The organism is Leifsonia sp. McL0627 (assembly GCF_058244615.1).
In genome coordinates, this window is record NZ_JBZCGM010000004.1 from 59,427 (window position 1) to 80,308 (window position 20,882).

A 20,882-nucleotide genomic window follows, 5' to 3' on the forward strand; every position below is an offset into this window, starting at 1 on the left:
ATCAGCGAGTGGAAACCGGATCCGAGGAGCTCGAAGTCGCGTTCATCCGCGCTCGGAGGCCGGAGCAGAAGGAGCAGCGATACACCGCGATCCTCGACGCGGCCAGACACGTCGCCCTGCGCGATGGAGTCGGTGCGGTGAGCCTGGGGACGATCGCCGCGAGCATCGGCCTGCACAAGACGGCGCTTCTGAAATACTTCGCCACCCGCGAGGAGATCTTCCTGCGCATCGCCGAGACCGAGTGGCAGTCCTGGGCCGATGCCGTCGTCGCCGAGCTGGCCGGCGGCGAAGCCGGCGAGGACCGGCTGGTCGCCGTCTTGACGCGCTCATTCACCGACCGCCCCCTGTTCTGCCAGCTGCTGACGTATTCGGCTCTCACGTTGGAGCGGAACGTTCCGCTCGATGCGCTGCGAACCTCGAAGAGCGCGGCCTTCGATGCCGCAGGACGAGTCGCCGACGCACTGCACACCGCCGCCCCGGCACTCCCCCGCGAGGCCTATCTGGATCTGGTGACCCTGACCAGCCTGACAGCCGCCGGATTGTGGCAGGTCGCCCACCCGCCACCCGCGGTCGTCGCCCTGCACGAGGAGCTCCAAGCCAGTGGCGGCCCCGCGCCGATCCGGTTCGACGAGCGAGTCGACCGGTTCATTCGCGTCTATCTGGAGGGGCTGCGCCACACCTCCTGAGGCGAATCCTGACGCGAATCCTCCGGCGCAACCGGGCATCCGGGGCCGCTCTCCACGGCGGCATGATGCATCGGACCTGAGACGGCGCGCAACGGCGAACCGCTTCCGCCGTGACGGACAGCCGTGATCTCAGCGAGGATAGACACCGCCGTCTCGCTCGGCGTCGAGGCACCCAGATCCAGCCCGAGCGGCGAGTGGAGCCGTCCCAGCGCGGCGTCGTCCACCCCCGCCTCTCTGAGCAGAGTCGCGCGCCGGGCCACAGTGGCCCGCGCCCCCATCGCGCCCACGAATCCGACAGGCATCCCCAACGCGACGCGCAAGGCCGGAACATCCAGCCGCTCATCATGGGTCAGAACGCAGATAGCCGTGCGGGTGTCGATGTCGTCGGCCGCCAACGACGACAGGTATTCGTCGGGGAAGGCCGTGACCAGTTGCTCCGCCTCCGGAAATCTCGACCGGGTCGCGAGCGACTCCCAGGCGTCGCAGACGGTGACCGCATACCCGGCCGACGTCGCGATCCTGCACAGCGCCGCGCTGTACTCACCCGCGCCCAGAATGATGAGTCGCGGCAGCGGGGCGCGCGAGAGCACGAGCAGGTCGAGTGGTTCGGCTGCTCCGGAGATGGAGGTCGCGGGAACGAGGACGTTCTCGCGGCCGGCTACAGCGGCCGGGGCGAACAGACCAGGCTCGGTGATGACGCGACCGCGGTCGGGTCCGGATGTCACGATGCCGATCGAGACTGCTTCGCCACGCGCGGCACGTTCGAGCACCCCGATGTGCTCCGCTGCGACGACGTAGGAGATGACGTCGATCGTTCCACCGCAGGCGAGTCCGGCGGCGTGCGCTGTCGCGTCGTCGAAACCGAAGCGCGCACTGCCGGTCGCGCCGTTGCGAAGCGTTGTCAGGGCGAGTGCCACGGAGTCGCCCTCGACGCACCCTCCGGAAATCGATCCGATCACCGTGCCGTCCGTGGTCACCGCCATCGTCGCACCCACGCCGTGCGGAGCACTCCGAACGACCCGCGTAACGGTCACGGCCGCGACCTCCGCGCCCGCGCGCAGAAGCGGAAGGAGACGTTCGGCGAGCTCAAGCATGAGCACCCGATGTCGCTACGCTGTGCAGACAATGTCCGGACACGTCAACGGCCTGTGCGGCCTCGTCCTTGCCGCCGGTGCCGGCTCCCGCTTCGGTGGACCGAAAGCGCTCGCACGCGACCCGACTGGCACGCCCTGGAGCGCCCTCGCCGTCCACATGCTTATCGAGGCCGGATGCGATCGTGTGCTGGTCGGGCTGGGCGCCGGATCGGCTGAGGCGGCCCCGCTGGTGCCCGCGTCGGCCGAGATCATCCTGGTCGAAGACTGGGCCACCGGACTCTCGGCGACGTTGCGCGCAGGTGTCGCTGCCGCATCCCGGACGGCCGCTCAAGCCCTTGTCATCACGCCGGTGGACACCCCCTCGGCTCCCGCCTCGGCGGTGACCAGACTGCTTGCCGCCGTGGGGCCGTCGCTGCGTGACGGATGCGCCCAAGCCGTGTATTCCAGTCGACCCGGCCATCCTGTCATCATCGGCCGCCGGCACTGGAGTGCGCTCGTTCACACTCTGAACGGGGACCATGGAGCCCGCGCCTACCTTGTCGACAACGGGGTTCTGGATGTCGAGTGCGGAGACCTGTGGGACGGAGCCGACGTCGATACTCGCTAGCAATGAATTCTCGTCAATCCCTCGAACCGACCGGTTCGCGGCTCGGAGCGCGCTGATCGAAGAGCTGGTCGATCCCCGCCAGATACCGTTCGCGATCGAAGCCCCGAACGATCGCCTTCTGCAGCACGAGGCCCTGGCTCAGGGCGACCATGGCCGGAAGGAGCCGCTCGGCCCAGTCGGCCGCCGCGTCGTCGTCGAGGCCGCACTCGTCTGCAGCCCAGCGCATGAGGGGACGCCGGAAGGCTCGACTCAGTTCGGCGACGGCACTGTTCGCGATCTCGGCGAACGCCGGGTCGGTTGCCGCTTCGCTCCACAACTGCAGAATCATCGTCGGCGCGCCCGGCTGGCGCCCCAGCGCGCCATCCAGGATGCGGAGGACCTCGCTGGGAGGGATGGCCCTGTCGTGTCCTGCGGCCTCGATGTCTGCCGCGCGGCCGGTACCCTCTCGTCGAACCGCCGCGAGGACGAGTTCCTGCTTGCTGCCGTAGTAGTCGTAGATCGCCCCCGACGACAGGCCTGACGCCGCGATCACATCCGCCATCGTGGTGGCATGGATGCCCGTGCGGACGAAGCAGGCGACGGCAGCGTCCAGGATCTGGTTGCGCCGCGCTTGGCGGTGAGCCTCGGTCACTTTCGGCACGGCACCCTCTTTCCGAGAGCATCCTAACTCCGCTGTCGCGCAAAGCGAACGCAGGATCGCTTTTAAGCCACCTCCGTATGTCTAGCCGCCGGACTCTCCCTTCGGTGCAGGACTTTCGTGGAGCTCATTCCGGTGCGATGTGCGCGGTCATACGGATCGAAATAAGGACGCCGGGGATCACTGCTCCGAGTTTCGCGGCGTAACGGCACGGCGCATCCGTCGGAAACACGCGCGCCCATTCTTCGTTCATTCCGGCGAAGTCATCCGGATCTGCGAGCAGGATTCCGACCTCGACCACGTCGGCCAGAGTCGCGCCAGCGGCTCGGAGAACGGCCTCACAGTTGGTCAGCGACTGCCGTGTCTGCGCCTGAATCGTCTGGCCCGCAAGCTGCCCCGTCCTCACATCGATTCCGACAAGCCCCGACACATACACGAAACCACCGCTTTTGACGCCCTGGCTGTACAGAGGCGAACTCGGCGCCTCCGGTGTGCTGATTATCTGCCGCATGGCAACGATTCTCATCCATCGGTGAGCCGTTGGCTACTGTCGTCGCGGACCGCTTGGACACGCCTGTGCGGAGGTCACTGAGCCAAGCTGGAGACCAGGCAGCCTTTTCGCGGAGGACTGGGCAGTAATCGCGGATCTGGCGCTCACGAACGGGTCTCCCTCACCGTGTTTGCGCGTCTGATCACGAGCAGGAAGTCCGTCACACCGGGGGTGCCCGCCAGCAGGCGGGTGAGCTGGCCGATCACGACGACGAAGACCACGTCGAAGAACAGTTCCAGCCAGTCCACGCGGCGTTCCGTCCCGTCACCCATGGGAACGCCCGCGTCAGCAATGGCCATGCTGGAGCTTAGCCGGTCAGGCGAACACGGGTTGCTGGCTCTCCGCTCCCTTGCCCACAAACGAAAACACTGTCTACATTGGCGATCATGTTGATGTTCTCGATGACGGCCTCCGCGGACGGTTTTGTGACTGACCCCACTGGCCGCATCGACTGGACCGCTCCCGACGACGAGCTCTTCGCGTTCCATCTCGCGCGAGTCCGTACGCTGGGCGGCACCCTCATCGGCCGCCGGCTCTACGAGACGATGCTGCCCTGGGAGACTGATCCCTCGATGCGTTCCTCGCCGCTGTCGGCCGAGTTCGCCGACGTCTGGACGGCGTTACCGAAGGTGGTGTTCTCCCGCTCCATCGTCGAAACGCAAGGCAATGCACGGCAGGCCACCGATCCACTCGACGAGGAGATTCGCGCGATGGCGGCCGGCACCGACAAGGACCTGGAGATCGGAGGCGCCACGCTGGCTGGTCAGGCCTTCATCCTCGAATTGATCGACGAGGCGCGGCTTTTCCGGGCTCCCATCGTGTTGGGCGGCGGAACGCCGTTCTTCCCCTCGCGCGCGCAGGAGACGCCGATGACGCTCCTGGAGACGAGGGAGTTTGGAGGCAGCGTCATTTACGAGCGGTATGCCATCAATCGGCCCGACCTCGAGAAGGGCTGAAGCCAGCGGCGCAGCTGGTTCGCGGGTTGGCCTTGCGCGGCACGGAACGGCACCCTTTCGACCAGAATGGACCGCTCACTGCCCGCCGAGGGCCAACCCTGGTCCGTCATCTCGTCGTCACTGAGCAGTCGTCGTAAACGATGAAACCGGTGCTTGCGGTTTGGTCGGTCGAGTAGATCTGCGGGATCATCCGCTCTCCGGAGCGCATCGCAGTACCCGACCAGGTGACCTTGGTCCATGTACCCGTCGCGAGCGCGGGGACCGTCGTCATCGGCAGGTGAATGTCACTCCGGAAGTCCTGCGTGTACTCCAGAATCTCAGCCCGGATGTTTAAGCCGGCGGCGCTCGGTCGCAACCAACAAGAGGCGGTATAGACGGCGCCCGCGATAGAGGACGAGACAGCGGTGTTCTGAGTCAGCCCCACGAGCCCGGGAGTGCTGTTCGGTGCGGTGACCTTCAGCGCGGATGCTCCTCCGTGCACGGGGGAGGACACCGTGCTCAGCGTGCCGGTGATGAACGCCTTCCACCCTCCAGCACCCGACTCGAAGCCCGGGTCCGGCAAAAGCTCTTTCGGCGCGGGCGGCGGTGCGCTCGCGGTCGGCACCACCGAAACGGTGCGCACCGCTTGGCCTGTCCCAGCCGCATTCACCGCCGCCAGCTGGAGGATGTAGGGGCTGGAGTTGGTGAGGCCCGTCAGCACCAGCGGGCTCCCGGCGCCGGTCACGCTCTGCGTGCCAGTGGTGCTGGACAGGCGGTACCCGGTGATCGGGCTGCCCCCGTTGCTCGCCGGAGGCGTGAACGCGACGGTGATCCTGCCATCCCCTGGGGTGACCGCGGTGATGACCGGTGCGCTCGGCACCGTCACGGGTGTCGGCGTCGAGCCGCTCGTGTAGGTCGTCGTGCGGGAGGGGCTCACGTTGCCTGCGGCGTCGACGGCGAAGACGGCGACGGTGTAGCGACCGGAGCCTACTGGGGGTAGAGCGCCCGTAAGCTGCTGGCCGTCGGCGATCGGCCAGCCGCTTGTCGGGGTCGCGCCCGTCCCGTCGCCCGCGACGAGGCGTGCGACGGTCCGGACAGTGTCGGAAGAGGGTGAGGCGGTCCAGCTTGCGGTAGCGCCGGAGACGGACACGGAAGCCGGGGCGCTCGGCGGGGTGAGGTCGCTGCGCGCCTGCCAGCGAAGTGTGCCGACCAGCGGATGCGCGGTGTCGGAGTCGCAAACGAGTGAGAAGTCCACGTCGGCGAGCGCCGGTCTCCCGTCGGCGTCCAGCGAGAAGGAGTGCACGTTCACCGTGCCGTGGTAGTCGCCGCAGCCGTGGCCGCCGGCAGTGAGCAACGCGCCGTACTGCCCTTGACCGCCGTTCGTCACGTCCACGATCGTGTGCTGTCCGGGAAGCAGGGGGCCACCGTCGGCTGAGACGAGTTCGAGATCGGCCACGGGGCCGCCGGCGCGGTAGGCGTTCGTTACCTCCCACTGATAGTAGGCGGGGCGGGTCCAGGCGTGCATGTCCAGCGGTCCGGCGGTGTCGGTGTTCTTCGAGCCGCCTGTCACCCACGTGTTGCCGTCGAAGACGAGCGAGTTCGTACCGAGCAGGGTCGTCCCCGCGAGAGGAACCGACTCGGCGGAGCCGCCGATCGGGATGCGGAGCACTGCGGTGCGTGGGCCTAATGCCTTCGGTGCGTAGCCGATGAGGAATGAGCAGGTCGCCCCGACTGGTAGCGAGCGGCTGCCGCAGCCGTCGGAGGAGACGGCGAAGTCGGCCGAGGCGGCTCCCGCGATCGAGGGCGCGCCGACCGCGACCGCGGCACCGCTCGTGTTGTGGAGCCATTCGCGCTGGTAGACGGGCGCGAGTCCGACCGGCGTGCGCGGGAAGGTGAAGGCGTGCGCGCCGAAAGTCACAGCTGCGGGCTCCGGCTCATTCCAGCGGATCTCTCCCGTCCCTGACAGGAGGACGTCGAATCGGGTGATGTGCCCAGTGGCGTCCCACGCGAGGTCGACGATGTCGATGTCGCCCTCCTGACGCGAGGACTGACCGCCGACGACGAGACTGGCGACCGGTTTCGCAGTGTTCGGGACGCCGGTGATCGTCGACCCGGTGGTGCCGTAGTGCCCGGGGGCCAGCAGCTTCCCGGCGGGCGGGTCGAGGCGGACGTTCATGCCGGTGCCGGTGGCGTCGGTGCCGGCCACCTGGATACCGCGGGTGAGGTCGGCGTAGGCGAGGGAGGTGCGGGCTCCGTCAGCGAACCGCTGATTCGCGAAATCGTTCGACGGGCCGAACAGGGAGTTCAGCACGATTACAGGAGTCGGCCCGGCCGCAGCCGCTGGCCCTGCGTCCAGGCCGGCGGAGAATGCTCCGCACACCACGATGATGCCCGTAACTGCCGCCGCACGCTTCATGGTCACCCCGCTCACCGGCGAGGGAGCGAATGATCGCTCGTCGCCTCACCTACGCGGACTTTAGACCGCACAAGGGCCGAAGTCTAGACAGAACTGAGCAAAGATCACGATCTGAAGTGTCGTTTTGAGGAGGGGCTGGCAAAGAAGAACGGAGCACGAGAGAACGGGAGATCCAGACGGAAGGAGAATGGGCGCGTAACCGGAGCGTGTAGGTGTCCGAGGTGGAGTGGCGCGATCGAATCTCTCTGCTCGGCGACCCAACGTGACAAGCAACGGCGGGTGAGCCTGCGGCTGCTGCAGCCCTCGCCGATCGCCGGCGTCGGTTCCCAGAGCTGTTCGCCGCCGAACCTCCGGCCTCCACGCTCGGCAGAGACCCTTGCATCATCGGCGTGAGAAGGACTCGTTCCTGAGCGTCAGCGACTACTCGATGCCCAGGAGTGCCATCAAGGACTGCACCGCAACGACGAGCCCGATCACGACAGCACCAACGCCCAACGATGCTGCGACGGCAATCAGGCCGCGGCGGGATCGCCTGCCCGCCACCGTTCCGCGATCAAACGTCAGGCCAGAGACCTTGTCGATGTTCGGGGCCACGATCTTCACGAACGGCTCCTGCGGATCATCAGGAAGCCCGTACGGCAACGGCCGATCCGGACCGTCGGCGCGGAAGATCCCGTCCTCGTCCTCGCGCATCTCGATCATGATGCCCCCATCCCCATCGATATCCGAAGCGTAGGCTCAGCCGGAGCAAGTCGCGACTTGCGCGAGCCAACTACCGCTCTTCGAGGGCTCGCTGAAGATCGGCCTCAGAGGGAAGCACGGCCTGCTCTGCCGGCGGTAGAAGGTCATAGCTCGCAATCGCGATCGGCTGGTTGCTGCCCGCCAAAATGGCAGTTTCGGATAAAGCAAAAACCCCCGCGTCCCTTATAAAAACTGGGATCGCGGGGGCTTGCACGTGGCGGTACCGGTGGGATTTGAACCCGATTTCACTGCACGTGATCTCAGCGATCCGTAGATAAATGCCTGGCCAGGCGGCTGATTAGGATTCTTTGTGATCTTTTTCGATCGGTTAGAGACACATACGGTTGCGGGCAAAATATGGGCAAATGGAGCTCGCAGCGTGGCTTGTTGCTGAGGCATCTCACCGATTGTCACGCAACGTTGCGACGCCTCCCCGAATTGACGAATTGGCCCGATGCATCCATTCGCGCTTCGAATTGATCCTAGGTGGACCCGGTCGACGGGATCTCGAGCTTAGGCCACCGACTTTCATCGAGAAGGTACATTGACGACATACCGTCGGCCGGCCAAGGGCTCAAATCTCCCGCGCTCAGACGGTCGGAAGGGCCTTAGATTGATAACGATTTCAAATGCCGGCGGCGCCGCGACCTTCCAAGGCACTGATTATCAAGCTCGAGTGGCCGCGTGGCTAGCTGTTCGCGCCATTTCCGATTCCGCTGCCACTCCTCTTTGGGGATGGCCGCATGACTCGCAGATTCGCAGTGTGTGGCTTGAGACAGATGACGACGTTGACGACATCCGGGTCGATATCGGGTCAAATGCCTCGGCCTTCATTCAGGCCAAGCACCAGCTCAGTTCGTCCGCGTCAGCGAACTCACAATTGGGCAAGGCCATGCGCCAATTCGTTGCGCAGGCTCCGCTTGTTCGAGCGGCGGATCGACTTGTACTCGCCACTGCCTCTTCTAGCAGTCGCACCATTCTCGATGCCGCTCCGGCTTTGTTAGAGCGCGCTCGACGTACAGGGTCAACTTCGGTCGGCGAGCTTTGTAGGAATGCCACTGAACGGCAGCTTCATGGCAACCTCATGACGCTAATAGATCGATGCTGGCTTGACGTGTACGGTCAGACCCCTTCGGAGCGGGAAATTCATTCCCTTATCTCGCACATATACGTGACTCAGGTAGACCCCTATAGGGACGAGGCAGAGGCGCGAGAGGCGAAGCAGTTTCTGCGAGGTCGCCTTCGCAATCCTGAGCAAGCTGAGGCCGCGTGGGAATGCGTGGTTAGCTACGCAAGTCAAACGGCTATCCTGCGCTCGCGTATCACCCAATCTTGGCTGGTCGATAAGCTCCAAGCCGATGGCTTTCTAACAAGCACCGCGCCAGCATTCCAGCTTGACATTCGTCGACTCAAATCATGGTCGGCCGCCGTAGCGACACGGCTGACCGCATTCCAGACCGTCGTCGGAGACGACGGCAATTTGGTGAATATCCCACGGGACTTTGACGCCAAATTGGCAGCGGTAGCTCGGGGGTCATGTCTGATCACCGGAGAGCCTGGTTCGGGAAAGTCTGGGTCGATCTTGACGCTCGCAAACAATCTCGAGCCAGGAGCCGACTTTGTGTATCTCTCGGCCGATTCGATGAATGCGATGTCCCTCGCCGGTCTTCGCACCGAGATCGGGCTTGACCATGGCCTGATGGATGTCCTGACGGAATGGCGGGGCGATTCCCCTGGCTACCTCGTAATAGATGCACTCGACGCGGGCCGAGGCTCCGAAAGCCAGAGGGCATTATTGGAGTTGATCACTGGAGTAATGGGCGCCCGAGGACGATGGCGAGTAGTCGCTGCCGTTAGACAATTCGATTTGCGCTATAACGAAGACCTTCAAGACTTGTTCCGGGGAGACAGCGGAGCGGATCCGGATTACCAGATTGCTGAGCTTCGTGGCGTGCGGCATTTCGCGATTCCACGTCTCTCGACTGAGGAGATCGCTCGCCTGGCCGACCGGTCGCCCGCGCTCGCCGCTACCATCAATGCGGCCCCGCCCACTCTTCGCGAGATTCTTCGGAACTTCTTCTGTTTGAGACTGTTCGCCGATCTGAGCTACCGAGGGGATCTCGGGCCGGGCCCTTCCGTATCAACGCGCGTCGGGCTTCTGGATCGGTACTGGGCCCGACGAGTGCTGGGCGGGAACCCCTCCGCCGTTGGCGCTGAAATGGCTCTGCGCGCCATGTGCGCGCTCATGATAGACGATGGCGTACTCACAGTCGCCTGGTCCCGGATTGTGTCAGTCGAGACTGAGGCGGCGGTTACCGATCTATTGCGCACTGGCGTCCTTGCCGAGGAACGAAACACGAGGAACGGCAGCCGGCTGATCGGATTCGCACACCACATACTTTTCGACTACGCCGTCGGCCTATTGTTTCTGCGAGACGCGACCGAAGACCTCGCAACAATCGTGTCCACTGAACGAACTATGTTGTTTATTGCCCGGCCAAGCTTCCAATTGCACTTTGAGTTTTTATGGCAACTCGACTCCGGAAGGCGTGCCTTCTGGGAGACAGCACTACAGCTCTCGCGGGAGCCAGCCGTGCCCGAAATTGCAAAGGTCATTGCACCGGGCATCGCGTCAAACAACGCTCACTCCCTTTTGGACGTGAGATTTCTGCTTGAACAACTAAACGGAGAGCGACTTCCGGCCCTTCGCGTCCTGCGACACCTGATCAGCGCGCGATTGAGCGGCGAGTGGGGTGATGCGATTCCTCCAGATCGGCGCATCATGTGGGCGAGCGTGCTAGACGCCCTCGCCATAGATATCGAAGCCGATACCGCTCCGCTAGTGAGAGCCCTCCTCCGCGAGTTTCTAAAGGACGATTCCGTTGAGACAGGTGAAGTGTTTGGGGCAGTGCACCGAGCATCTAGCGCGCTTCTAAGCTGGACATGGGCCGAAGCGGTAACAGACCGATGGTTCCTCTACTTCGCCTTCAAGGGGCTCGCCCTGACCTTCGAATTTAACGTTGGGGAGGTTCGGCGTCTGCTTCTCGAAGTGATCGAGACAAGCCACCTCACCGAGCGAGGCTACGCCGATATGCCGCTACTAGCCGACAACGTTTCTCGACTTTGGCAGCTGGATGCACCCTTGGTTTCTCTGATCTATTCCGCGGCCTTCGAATACACAGAGTCCTCCCGCGAATCGACGCCAATCGCTTCCGGTGTCTTGTCGATGACGTCGAATCGGAAACAGGACTACGAGATGGCCCATCACTCTCTCAAAACACAGTTCCCATCATTTCTTGGGCATGCGGCAGATGAGGCCATCACCGCCTTGTCCGCAATTGGCCGGAGTTACTCCATGCGCTATGGCGGCAAGCCTAAGATCTTTGCCTTGCAATGGGACGGAGAACCGGTGGAGATTCTCGACGACCACTATTTCTGGGCTACCGAACACCCGACTGACGACGAAGAGCAGATGTTCGCCGAGTTTCAAGTCTGGCTAATGGGCTCCGACCTGAGTTCCGAGGAGCGCCCAACACGACTTCGTCTGGCCATTTCGAGCCTGCGGCACGTAACGTCCCCTGCCGCTATGTGGCGTTCCGTGCTCAAAGTGGCCTCGTCACCGGGAGGTGATTTGACCCCCTTGGTACCTCTCATAAGTTCGACGGCGTCACTGGTCTCCATCGGCCTGTCTCAACCGATTGGCGAAGCTATCGCTAAGGGCTACGGCACTCTTAAGGTCGCTGACCGGGTCACCGTGGAGACAGCCATTGCATCGCTAAGCGAGCTTCCTGACGAGGCGCGATCCATCGGTGTCCGCGACCGTTTGATTGCCTGCCTACCCGAGGCTCTCATCGAATCGTCAGCGCTTCGTACCCACCGGAGAGCGCTGGAATCCGAGGGAAGCCTCCCGGAGAATCGGCCACCGACGATGTGGGTAAAAGACAGCGAGTACGATCCCGACGGTCAGTATCGCCACAACGATATTGATCCAACTACGACAGCCAATGCCGACCTTATCGCGATCATGAGTCCTATCAAGGAATTCGAGACGCTTCACCTAAACACGGTGCCTCCGGTATCCGCTTCACGAAATGTCTGGCCCAAAGTTCAAGCTGCATGGGAAGCAGTGAGGAAGGATACTGCCAGTCCTCGGCTTATTAGGTGGAGCAAGACGGACGTCGCTCAAGTACTTGCTTCCATGGTCGCGTCTGAGTGGATCGATCAACTCGGGGCCAATGACCTGAATGAAGTGCAGAACGTAGTGGTTCAGCTGTCCCATGAAGACGCACCTGACGACCCCTCGGACCTCGAGTCTTTCGATGAGAGCCCTCACTGGTCGCCAGAACCACGACCGATCGCTGCCGAAATGATGCTTGAACTAATGCGTAGAGGCCTTGGAACTCCATTTCGAGCACGGCTTTTGGAACTCGCTCGCGATCCATCGGTGTATGTGCGATTTGCCGTCGTTCGCCAACTTCACCTTCTGAAAGACGTGGACGAGCTGGCCGTGAAGGAGATTCTTGACCACGAAGTCGAGAACGAAGAGTCCGGCGCCGTGATGAACAGGCTCATCTACGCCCTGAGCCGAATCGGTCTTCCGCCTGCCGAATTGGTCTCCCTGATCCGCAGCCTCCACGATCGAGCTTCCTCAATGGGAACGCGCGGCAAGTCGGCTAGGCAAGCGGCATGCCAAGTCGGCGCAGCGTGGGCCATCTGGCAAGGCTCCGTCGATGCGCTCCAATTCGTGCGCGAAGTCCTCGGGCGTCGAGAAACCCCCGCATTCGAATTGGACGCGCTCCAGGACGAGTTTCGGAGCGGCTTCGAATCCGGCCATGATGATGGCGATGTGCGCTCACGAGCGTTCTCTCTTGCTCTGGAGGTGCAAGAGGTTGCTTCGTCAAGGACCCTCGCAGCCCGTGATAAATTATCGCGCCTCCCAGCCGAGGCACACGAGTTGGCCCGCGAAGAACTCAAAGCTTTGGGTGCGGTCATCGATGGGATAAGCAACGATGTCTACTTCGCGTCCGGAGCTTACGACAGAGGTGATGACAACGAGCCGAAGCCGCCAATCGACGTGTTTTACGAGCTCTCTCGAGACCTGCTCCGCTCGCTTCTGACAGTTCCCTATCCCAGCGTTGTTCACCATGTCGTCGAGACTCTGGACTACCTTTCGCCCGCCGACCCTCCCTCGGCCCTGCTGGATATTGCCTATGCCGCCGTCCGGGGGAAAGAGAGCGGATACGAGTACGACACACAGGGCGAGGCTTTGTTGGTCAGGATTGTCACACGATACCTCGCTCGGGACCGCACCCTTTTTCAGTCGAACGCTACCTGCAGGGAAGCTCTTGTAGACATCCTCGACGCTCTTGTTTCTGCCGGATCGCCTGATGCCATCAGGTTGACTTATCAACTTCAGGACGTATTCCGGTGACTCCGGCCATAGTCCCGGGCGACTCTGAATCGGCCTCGCTGGTGGCTCCGTCATCGCCCACAGACTTATCACCAATTCACGCGATGCGATCGCGGTCGTTCAGCGCCGAACTACTAGCAAGACTCCCCACGAGTGTCTGAGGCATGCGATGCAGAGAGCGATGAGGAATCGGAATACCGCGCGAATAAGGAAGTAGAGCCCGGACGGGAGAAAAGCGGGCGCAGCGAATGCACGCAGGCACTTTGGAAGGTGACCTGTGGAATCGCCGCGGTAACAGGCCACGCGTGACAACATGGTTACCCCCTGAACACCCGATGGAGCTCTTAGCGCCACCTCCATCCGACGGGTTTGCGCGCCGAAATGGGCGTCGACCCGGAACTTGGTTGCATGAGACAAAACACTCCATCGAACCGAGATCCTCGTAGGCAAACTGCGTACGAACGGCGGCGGCTTCAGCGCGAACGAAACGCAGCAGTGCTCGCCGCGCGCAACGAAGTCCGAGCCGCGGAGCGGCGCGCCGCCGACGCGGTCGCTGCCCTGGAGACACGCTGGCGGAGCCGCGCCGACGCCCTCAAACTGTTGAGCAATGTCGGGCAGGCCCTGGTCCTCCTCCGCAGCGAGGAGGACCAGCTGCGGACCCAGCGTGACGAGCTCATCAACGCGCTCCGCGCTACCGGCGAGAGCTGGAACTCCCTCGCCTCCCGGACCGGTCTCAGCCGCCAGGCGCTCATCCAACGGCGCGGCAATGCCGGTGGTCGGATCTAGGGTTCAGCCATGGGAAGCATCACTCCCTAAGATACGGCGGCCGGCCGCCGCTACCGCGTTCGCTGGCGCGCCCCAGACCACGCGCAGAAGGAAAAGCGAGGTCTGCGCACAAAGCATGCCGCAGAAATCTACCTAGCATCAGTGCAGACGAAGATCGCGACCGGCGAGTACATCGACCCGGCCCTGTCTCGCGCAACGGTCGGCGAGAGACACGAATCGTGGCTCAAGGCTCGCAAAGCCGCCATGAAACCGTCCGCTTACCGCCCGCTCGAGATCACATGGCGTCTTCACGTCGCACCTCGATGGGAGACGGTCCGGCTAACCGACGTCGCCTACAGCGATGTTCAGGACTGGTTGACCGCCCTCACGGAGAAGCGCAGTGCCACGGTCACTCTCCGCGCCTACGGCGTGCTCGCCGGCATCCTCGACGTTGCTGTCCGAGACCGGCGGCTGCCTAGCAACCCCGCACGAGGGGTCGTTCTCCCCCGCAAGAACAAGAAGCGCCACGTCTACCTCTCACACCGGGAGGTCGAAGCGCTTGCGATCGAGTCGCGGAGCCACGGCACACTGGTTCGGCTACTCGCCTTCACCGGGCTCCGTTGGGGCGAAGCCGTCGCTTTGCGAGTCGATAGCGTCGACGTCGAACGTCGTCGGCTTCAGGTCGACGAGAACGCGGTCATGGTCGGTGGCGACCTCGTCGTCGGAACACCCAAGTCGCACAAGCGCCGAAGCGTTCCCTTCCCCGAGTTCCTCGTCCCGCCGCTCGAAGAGTTGTGCGCCGGCAAGCCCAGCCGGGCACTCCTGTTCGGCGACGGCTTCACACACCAGCGCCGACCCGACCAACGCAAGGGCTGGTTCGTCTACGCAAAAAGACGCTCTGGCGTCCCAGAGGAACTCACAATCCACGACCTTCGCCACACCGCTGCGAGCCTTGCGATCGCATCCGGAGCAAATGTCAAAGCAGTCCAGCGGATGCTCGGACACGCCTCAGCCGCGATGACCCTCGACGTCTATGCCGATCTCTTCGACGACGACCTGGATTCCGTCTCGCTTGCTCTCCACGAAGCCAGAGCACGATCGATTTGAGGATCAGCCCATCGCTTGCCAGCCGTCAAATGAATCGGCGAACCTCCTCAACAAACCGCGGAACCCCGGATCGCTCCAACATCTCAAGAAGTTCGTTCATTGTGACCACGGGTGCGTCATACGTGCCAGCCAGGTGGCCAAGGGTGTCCAGAGTGAGCTTTGGGTACAGATCGAGCTGATCCAACAAGAAGATGTCGGGGTGCACTATCTCGATTTCGTAGTTTTCAACCGAGGAATCCGGGAAGTCCTTCAGATTGAAGGTTACGAGCACCTCGGCGTTTGCGCGAACCGCCGCAGCGAGGACGTGCCGGTCTTTGGGATCGCACGTCATCCCGTCGATCAGTTGCTCGTAACCATCGACCATCGCGTCGGGGAACACCGCTCGCATTGTGTCAAGCCGCTTGTCGATGAGATTGGAATCGTAACCCGCCTCGACAAGATTCTTCCTCAGTTCCACCATCACCCCTTCGGACCAGAGGGGTCGAAACGCCCCGCCCTCGGCGAGCCAAAGGAGTAGATCGTTCAGCGTGGAGCCGTAAAGCGTGCACGTATCGAAGAAGGCGGGAAACGCCATGCCGGGCTAGCCTTCCTGTGAGCCGTGGGGCTGGCTGTCCTGTGCGTAGTATGAGCCGATACCTTGGCCGCTCTTGGTGTAGTCCAAAAGGGCAGAACGACGCTCCTGGCGCGATCGCTCTTGATAGTCGACAAGCGCCCGAAGTGTTACTTTGCGATGCCGATTACGCTTCTCGAACTCCATCTGACCGGTGTCGAGCAACTTGACCAAAGTCGGTCGAGAGACACCCAGAAAATCGGCTGCTTCCTGGGTCGTTAGAAGCGTGCTGTACGGCGCAACGGTGACGCCCTTGCCGTTCGCGAGCGACTCCACCACCTGCTCCAAAGCACGGAATACCTCGGGTGGAATTGCACGACGTCCGCCATCAGGCGCAACTAGCTCTGCGAAACGTCCACTTTGGCGAACCAAGTATTCCTCGATCTCTCGGAGCGTGCGCGCAAAGTCAACGATCTCCTCTCGGGAGGTGTCGTTGGGGAGGTAGGTGGTGGCTTTCCGTGCAGCGTCAGGTTGTGGAGTCGTCGTGGTCACACAAACATCTTATTCGAAAAATTCGAAAAGGCTAGAGAAACTGATTGGAAGGACTGCGGGTCGAGCGATAGGTGTCTGGCCATGCGAACTGTGGGCAAATTGTGGGCAATCTGCAGTACCCAGCAAAACAAAAATCCCCGCATTCCTTGTAAACAAAGAAATCGCGGGGGTTTTCTGTGGCGGTACCGGTGGGATTTGAACTCTAGTTCGACTCACTAAGACCCCCGGGTCTTGGTCGACTTCCGCTTGAATTCAACGATTTGGAGCGTCCGGTGATCACAGCGAATCGCGTTCGATATCACCCAGTTGTAGTCAAAATGTAGTCAAACACTTTGAAGGCCGCCGCGAAATTGTCATGTAAAATACCGAACTACGCGCAGCTTTCGATTGTAAATCCCGACGCGCACGGCGACCGCTCCCGACCGGAACTCATGGCGGTCCACGAGCTCCAGCTGGACGTGCTCTCGTAGGCCGGCCAGCAATTTCGGCCCGTGTCCTGCAAGCACCGGCTGTACAAGGAACTCGTATTCGTCGATCAGTCCCAGGTCTGCCAACGTCAGGGGGAGCGTCACGCCCCCGACCCACAGGCCTTCGCCTGACTCCTGCTTGCGCCGCTGAACCGCTTGGCCTACATCGCCTTGCACAAGCTCGGCATTCCAATCGACATCGCTGAGCGTGCTCGAAACGACGTGCTTCTTCGCCCGGTCAATGGTCTCGGCGAACGGGACCTGCCACTCAGCCATCCCGTCAGGCCACGCCCCTGTGGTCGGCTTCCGCCACGCCGACTTTCATCTCGTAGGTCACCCGACCGAACAGGTGGGCATCGGCTCGCCCAATCTGAGCGGTCCAGTACCGCATCGACTCCTCATCCGGAGGCAGCCTCGCCTCGTGATGGCAACAGCCGTCGAGGGTGACGTTGATCGAGTATCGGAGTGGTCTCATCTCGTTGTCCTCCCGTGACGTGTGCCCCGCGTTCTCATCGGTCGCCCTCAAACTACCTTCGAAGCCATCCCTCATCTACACGCGGCGTCACGGTCGAGGTCGAGCTGATGGGGTGGACGGTCGGAAACGGGTCCCGTAAGTCAAGACGGGACCCGTTCCGTGTGCACCGAACCCCATTTCAGGTGAGTTCCCGTATTCCCGCACCCGTCATTGAGGGGCGGATGACCGGCCCCCCGTGGTCGGTAACCCGGTTCAGTGCCAGAAACGGAACGCATGCCGTCTCCGCGGTCAGCGCGGCAAGCCTGCCGATCGGCGTGCGCGGGTCAGCAGCGATCGCCCACCCCTCCGCGACGTACCGACTGACCTCCTCCACACACTCCCGCTTCTCCACTGCGCTCGGATTGGCCGAGCCAACCACTCCGATCAGCCCGCGCTGTAGTTCCGAACCCATGTTCCTGGTGTCAATGATGAATACCCGCATCCCAAATCACTCCCCTGCGTCGACAGTTTTTGTTTGCCTTCCGGCGGAGAGATCGATTGCGAATGGAAGGTGCGCAGTGCCGGGACCGTGGAATACCGCACTGGAGCGAAGCGGAGGGAGGATATGCCGCGAAAGCCCGGCACGGAAGCACCGGGAACGAGCTACGATCGGTCGGCGGAAAGACAAACAAAACGAACAAGGACTGCGCCGCCGCAGGCGGGTCCCCTCAGCCGGCCCGCGACAACGCCAGCCCCGGGCAGCGCAGTGATCTGGCCACCGAAACTCCAGGAGTAGGGCATGGACCTGCTCTGCACGCTGTCTTGTCCAGATGGGGTGAGGGCTGTCCGACTGTTCATCGTAGGTCGCTGACGCACCTTGCCGTTCCAGCTGCCGTCTGACGCGCCCTCCGGGCTTATTTCGTCAGAGGGCGGCTGGCACTTTCGGCGCTCAAGCTCCCGGCGACTCCCTTGCGCCCGAGCAGGCCGCGAAGACCCAGACCACCCGACTGAAGTCGGGCGCACTTGGGATTTGAACTCTAGTTCAGCCTTTGTGTTCCTTGGTATGAGGGCGAACTTTCGCGGAAAATCAACGAAGTGTGATCTCGGAAGACCTCATATGAAGTCACACGTTTGTAGTCAAAATGTATTCAAACGGCAGATTCTCGAGAGAGGGATTTGCGAGAGTGGTTGCTGAAGTCCTCGACGGATGGGTGCTGCGCATCGTTTTCCGAACCGGCGGGATGCCGATCCCGCGCGAGTACGAACCGATGGACCAGTCGGGCGACTAAAGCTAGTCGGCGCGTTCGATCGTGACAGTGCGCGGGCCGCTCCAGTCCGTCAGGATCGAGAAGTCCCCGTCCATCTGGCCGATGCGCACGATCCCGTTGTAGTAGCCCACGTCCGCGTAATACAGCACGACCACGCCGTCGGGGGCGTACCAGCCGATCGTCCCGGCCGGTGCGCTCTGGCCCGACGGCATCCCCTCCATTGTCAACGGCTGCGGCGGGGATGCGATCACCTCCTGCCCTCCGAAGTCCGAGAACCCGAGCGTGAGCGGAAGCTGCGCGATCAATGACCGCGCAGCGGGGTTGTCCCGGAGTCTGCCGTCGAGAGTCTGATCGCCGACGACGATGCGGATGGGGAGCTCCGTCACGGCTTCTCCTGTCGGTTCCGGGGTGGGTGGCGGTGGCGTCGAAGACGTCGACGCTGCGGAGGCGTCGGTGACCGTGGACTGGCTCGCACTGCAGGCGGTGAGCAGGATGCAGGCCACCACAAGAGCGACTGCCGGACGGACGATCCTGTGGGTTCGCGCTGGATTTCTCATGGGCGGCCCCTCTCGATCCGATACTTCTACCGTAGAGAGCCACACCCGGCTGAGCGATACCCGGACAGTACACCTATCTAGGCGATCGGGGCCCGGTCCCGGGACGAAACCCATGCGCCAAGAAGCTGCAGCTTCTGGTGGTCTGCGGATCCGGGCTCCGCAGTGAGTGCAGTGAGTTGCACAGCGGGCTGCCCGACTAGATCCAGCCCGTCGAAGTGGAGGGTCAAGTCGCCCACGATCGGATGGTTGTAGCGTTTCCTGCCCGTGTCGTGGTGCCACACATCGTGTCGGCTCCACAGCTGTCGAAAATGGTCACTCCGGGTCGACAGTTCTCCGACGAGGTCATGAAGCTCTTTGCTGTGCGGGTCACGGCCGGCCTCTGTGCGCAGCTGCGCCACGTTCATCGCGGCCGCGGTTTCCCAATCAGGGAAAAACCGGCGAGCGACAGGTTCGAAGAAGATGAAACGTGCAAAGTTCGGGGTGGAGGTCGTCGCCGTGTCGATCATCTCGCTCATCAAGGCCCCGCCCAACGCGTTCCAAGCGAGAAGATCCGTGCGACCGTTCCCGATCATCGCGGCTCCGGAGACCATCGAATCGAGGAACCACTGGATGCTGGCGGAGGGCTTCCACAGTCCGGGCGCATTGCGCCTGCCACGAGACACCGCTGTCGCGCCCCCAGCTTGGCGGGCGAGCCGGTACAGGTACTCGCGTTCTGCGTCGTCCATGAGGAGTGCTCGGGCCAGGCCGTCCAGCACCGCGTCAGATGCACTGCCGATCGCGCCGCGTTCAATGCGTGCGTAGTACTCGACGCTCACGCCTGCCAACGCGGCGACCTCGCCGCGGCGAAGACCAGGAACCCGACGATCACCGCCCGGTGCCAGACCCACCTGTTCCGGTTCGACACGGGCACGCCGCGAGATGAGGAACTCGCGGATCTCCGAACGGTCATCCATGACCCCAGGGTAGATCGCGACGATCGCATCTGGGGTGCCCTAGCGGGGCACGTCAGGGTAGGGACTCCCACGCGCGCGAGCCAGATGATTGCCTGCTTTTATGCCATTTCGTGTTCTCGCCTCACTCGCCACCGCGCTGCTGCTCCTGGCTACTGCGCCGACCTATTCGCACTTCGCCACCACCAGCGCGGCTGCGCCTGTCGAGATCCGGACGAACGACTCCGTAGCGGCGACGCAACTCGATGGACTACTGCCCGCGGACCTGCGTTTCGACAACCAGATGGGCACTGCACAAGTCGCACAACTACCGTCCAGCCTCGACATGAGCGGCGGCGCGGCGGTCAGAACCTATCGGTCAGGCGATGTTGCGTACTGGGCGCCGAAGCAAAGCATGGTCGTCTTTCTTTCCGACGGCGCAGGCGTCCCCTCCGACGGACTGGTTCTGATCGGTCACATCTCGGTCGGCATGAAAGCCCTCGCCGGGTGTGTGCGTGACTGCGCGTTCCACGTCACCGCATCCAATTAGGTCGCGCTCCATCACGCCGTCGAGATCTGACGCTTGTTCGGCTTGCACGAACGAGGCGAGACGGCTTGTCGTTGATCGCCTGGCGGGCCATGCTCGCCGTGAACGTCGGGTGGACGGCACACGGCATCCACATCAGTCAGCTCCCTCAGATCATCACCAGCGCACTCTCACTGCTTGCCACCATCCCCATCCTCCAACAGATGTCTAGACGGCTCGGACGACGCTATCTGCCGATCCTCATGCCCGGACTCAACTTTGCCGGTGCGATGATCACCATCGATCAGGTCTTCGGTTCTGCCGCGTTCGGGGCCATTGCCATCATTCCAGCCGTGGTTTCGAACGCTGGGCAGAGCACCGAGCTGGTGCGCGCTCACCACGTGGGCGGCTCGGCGATCTACCTGGTCATCGCTGTGGTCAACGAAGGTCTTTGGCTGAGCTGGGCACTGTTGGTTCTCGATGTCGGCACCGCCATCGCAGCGTCCACCACCCGGATGATCACCGTCTTCAATCTCACCTGGTACGCGCTCAGGAGGGTGGTGCTGCGCGCGTTCTTCCGGCGCGACACGGAACGAGCAGCCGTGCTCTGAATCGGGCCGTGCTGGACCGT

General features: G+C 62.9%; 19 protein-coding genes and 1 pseudogene. 8 read left to right on the forward strand and 12 right to left on the reverse strand.

Annotated elements, in window-relative coordinates:
• Positions 1-8: 8 nt before the first annotated feature.
• Positions 9-686, forward strand: coding sequence for a TetR/AcrR family transcriptional regulator (locus AC37TH_RS15040; RefSeq protein ID WP_490765169.1), 678 nt, complete (start codon positions 9-11; stop codon positions 684-686).
• On the opposite strand, the gene AC37TH_RS15045 is transcribed toward AC37TH_RS15040, so the two are convergent.
• Positions 656-1,780: an XdhC family protein gene (locus AC37TH_RS15045; RefSeq protein WP_490765222.1), complete on the reverse strand. Its 1,125-nt coding sequence runs from the start codon at positions 1,778-1,780 to the stop codon at positions 656-658. The genes AC37TH_RS15040 and AC37TH_RS15045 overlap by 31 nt on opposite strands.
• A 31-nt stretch (positions 1,781-1,811) precedes the next feature.
• Between AC37TH_RS15045 and AC37TH_RS15050 the strand changes: the two genes are divergently transcribed.
• Positions 1,812-2,387 carry a nucleotidyltransferase family protein gene (locus AC37TH_RS15050; protein WP_490765170.1) on the forward strand — a complete coding sequence of 192 codons (576 nt, stop codon included), beginning with the start codon at positions 1,812-1,814 and terminating at the stop codon, positions 2,385-2,387.
• A 13-nt stretch (positions 2,388-2,400) separates the two neighbouring features.
• On the opposite strand, the gene AC37TH_RS15055 is transcribed toward AC37TH_RS15050, so the two are convergent.
• The 3 genes from AC37TH_RS15055 to AC37TH_RS15065 all read right to left on the reverse strand — a co-directional run bounded on the left by AC37TH_RS15055 (position 2,401) and on the right by AC37TH_RS15065 (position 3,873).
• Positions 2,401-3,027, reverse strand: coding sequence for a TetR/AcrR family transcriptional regulator (locus AC37TH_RS15055; RefSeq protein WP_490765171.1), 627 nt, complete (start codon positions 3,025-3,027; stop codon positions 2,401-2,403).
• A 124-nt stretch (positions 3,028-3,151) separates the two neighbouring features.
• The gene (locus AC37TH_RS15060) at positions 3,152-3,535 is read right to left on the reverse strand and encodes a RidA family protein (RefSeq protein ID WP_490765172.1); all 384 of its coding nucleotides are present in this window, start codon (positions 3,533-3,535) and stop codon (positions 3,152-3,154) included.
• Between the two features lie 143 nt (positions 3,536-3,678).
• Positions 3,679-3,873 carry a hypothetical protein gene (locus AC37TH_RS15065; protein ID WP_490765173.1) on the reverse strand — a complete coding sequence of 65 codons (195 nt, stop codon included), beginning with the start codon at positions 3,871-3,873 and terminating at the stop codon, positions 3,679-3,681.
• A gap of 87 nt (positions 3,874-3,960) precedes the next feature.
• Between AC37TH_RS15065 and AC37TH_RS15070 the strand changes: the two genes are divergently transcribed.
• Positions 3,961-4,530, forward strand: a complete 570-nt coding sequence (locus AC37TH_RS15070) for a dihydrofolate reductase family protein (RefSeq protein ID WP_490765223.1) — start codon at positions 3,961-3,963, stop codon at positions 4,528-4,530.
• 106 nt (positions 4,531-4,636) lie between these two features.
• On the opposite strand, the gene AC37TH_RS15075 is transcribed toward AC37TH_RS15070, so the two are convergent.
• The gene (locus AC37TH_RS15075) at positions 4,637-6,940 is read right to left on the reverse strand and encodes a fibronectin type III domain-containing protein (RefSeq protein ID WP_490765174.1); all 2,304 of its coding nucleotides are present in this window, start codon (positions 6,938-6,940) and stop codon (positions 4,637-4,639) included.
• Between the two features lie 405 nt (positions 6,941-7,345).
• A complete protein-coding gene (locus tag AC37TH_RS15080; RefSeq protein ID WP_490765175.1) occupies positions 7,346-7,627 on the reverse strand; it encodes a hypothetical protein in 282 nt (93 codons plus the stop codon).
• Between the two features lie 715 nt (positions 7,628-8,342).
• Here AC37TH_RS15080 and AC37TH_RS15085 point away from each other — a divergent pair.
• The 3 genes from AC37TH_RS15085 to AC37TH_RS15095 all read left to right on the forward strand — a co-directional run bounded on the left by AC37TH_RS15085 (position 8,343) and on the right by AC37TH_RS15095 (position 14,948).
• Positions 8,343-13,097, forward strand: a complete 4,755-nt coding sequence (locus AC37TH_RS15085) for an NACHT domain-containing protein (RefSeq protein ID WP_490765176.1) — start codon at positions 8,343-8,345, stop codon at positions 13,095-13,097.
• A 474-nt stretch (positions 13,098-13,571) separates the two neighbouring features.
• Positions 13,572-13,862 carry a hypothetical protein gene (locus AC37TH_RS15090; RefSeq protein WP_490765177.1) on the forward strand — a complete coding sequence of 97 codons (291 nt, stop codon included), beginning with the start codon at positions 13,572-13,574 and terminating at the stop codon, positions 13,860-13,862.
• 141 nt (positions 13,863-14,003) lie between these two features.
• Positions 14,004-14,948, forward strand: coding sequence for a tyrosine-type recombinase/integrase (locus tag AC37TH_RS15095; RefSeq protein ID WP_490765178.1), 945 nt, complete (start codon positions 14,004-14,006; stop codon positions 14,946-14,948).
• Positions 14,949-14,973: 25 nt separating this feature from the next.
• Here AC37TH_RS15095 and AC37TH_RS15100 read toward each other — a convergent pair whose 3' ends face one another.
• From AC37TH_RS15100 to AC37TH_RS15125, 6 genes and pseudogenes are all read right to left on the reverse strand, one after another.
• Entirely contained in the window at positions 14,974-15,522 is a 549-nt protein-coding gene (locus tag AC37TH_RS15100; protein WP_490765179.1) for a PIN domain-containing protein, read from the reverse strand.
• Between the two features lie 6 nt (positions 15,523-15,528).
• Positions 15,529-16,050: a helix-turn-helix domain-containing protein gene (locus AC37TH_RS15105; RefSeq protein ID WP_490765180.1), complete on the reverse strand. Its 522-nt coding sequence runs from the start codon at positions 16,048-16,050 to the stop codon at positions 15,529-15,531.
• Between the two features lie 353 nt (positions 16,051-16,403).
• Positions 16,404-16,992, reverse strand: a pseudogene (locus AC37TH_RS15110) (dihydrofolate reductase family protein).
• A gap of 178 nt (positions 16,993-17,170) precedes the next feature.
• Positions 17,171-17,473 (reverse strand): hypothetical protein, encoded by a 303-nt coding sequence (locus tag AC37TH_RS15115; RefSeq protein ID WP_490765181.1) that lies wholly within the window; start codon positions 17,471-17,473, stop codon positions 17,171-17,173.
• Between the two features lie 789 nt (positions 17,474-18,262).
• The gene (locus tag AC37TH_RS15120; protein ID WP_490765182.1) at positions 18,263-18,625 is read right to left on the reverse strand and encodes a cyclophilin-like fold protein; all 363 of its coding nucleotides are present in this window, start codon (positions 18,623-18,625) and stop codon (positions 18,263-18,265) included.
• A 248-nt stretch (positions 18,626-18,873) separates the two neighbouring features.
• On the reverse strand, positions 18,874-19,749 hold the full coding sequence (locus AC37TH_RS15125; RefSeq protein ID WP_490765183.1) for a helix-turn-helix transcriptional regulator: 876 nt from the start codon (positions 19,747-19,749) through the stop codon (positions 18,874-18,876).
• A gap of 100 nt (positions 19,750-19,849) precedes the next feature.
• On the opposite strand from AC37TH_RS15125, the gene AC37TH_RS15130 reads away from it, so the two are divergent.
• Both AC37TH_RS15130 and AC37TH_RS15135 read left to right on the forward strand, forming a co-directional pair.
• Positions 19,850-20,275, forward strand: coding sequence for a cyclophilin-like fold protein (locus AC37TH_RS15130; protein ID WP_490765184.1), 426 nt, complete (start codon positions 19,850-19,852; stop codon positions 20,273-20,275).
• A gap of 65 nt (positions 20,276-20,340) precedes the next feature.
• On the forward strand, positions 20,341-20,862 hold the full coding sequence (locus AC37TH_RS15135; RefSeq protein ID WP_490765185.1) for a hypothetical protein: 522 nt from the start codon (positions 20,341-20,343) through the stop codon (positions 20,860-20,862).
• The last annotated feature ends 20 nt before the right edge of the window (positions 20,863-20,882 follow it).

Excerpts from the sequence above, each read along its gene's own strand:
- AC37TH_RS15045 (WP_490765222.1), bottom strand. The coding sequence starts at position 1,780 with ATGCTTGAGCTCGCCGAACGTCTCCTTCCGCTTCTGCGCGCGGGCGCG.
- AC37TH_RS15050 (WP_490765170.1), top strand. The coding sequence starts at position 1,812 with ATGTCCGGACACGTCAACGGCCTGTGCGGCCTCGTCCTTGCCGCCGGT.
- AC37TH_RS15060 (WP_490765172.1), bottom strand. The coding sequence starts at position 3,535 with ATGCGGCAGATAATCAGCACACCGGAGGCGCCGAGTTCGCCTCTGTAC.
- AC37TH_RS15065 (WP_490765173.1), bottom strand. The coding sequence starts at position 3,873 with ATGGCCATTGCTGACGCGGGCGTTCCCATGGGTGACGGGACGGAACGC.
- AC37TH_RS15070 (WP_490765223.1), top strand. The coding sequence starts at position 3,961 with ATGTTGATGTTCTCGATGACGGCCTCCGCGGACGGTTTTGTGACTGAC.
- AC37TH_RS15080 (WP_490765175.1), bottom strand. The coding sequence starts at position 7,627 with ATGATCGAGATGCGCGAGGACGAGGACGGGATCTTCCGCGCCGACGGT.
- AC37TH_RS15100 (WP_490765179.1), bottom strand. The coding sequence starts at position 15,522 with ATGGCGTTTCCCGCCTTCTTCGATACGTGCACGCTTTACGGCTCCACG.
- AC37TH_RS15115 (WP_490765181.1), bottom strand. The coding sequence starts at position 17,473 with ATGCGGGTATTCATCATTGACACCAGGAACATGGGTTCGGAACTACAG.
- AC37TH_RS15125 (WP_490765183.1), bottom strand. The coding sequence starts at position 19,749 with ATGGATGACCGTTCGGAGATCCGCGAGTTCCTCATCTCGCGGCGTGCC.
- AC37TH_RS15130 (WP_490765184.1), top strand. The coding sequence starts at position 19,850 with ATGCCATTTCGTGTTCTCGCCTCACTCGCCACCGCGCTGCTGCTCCTG.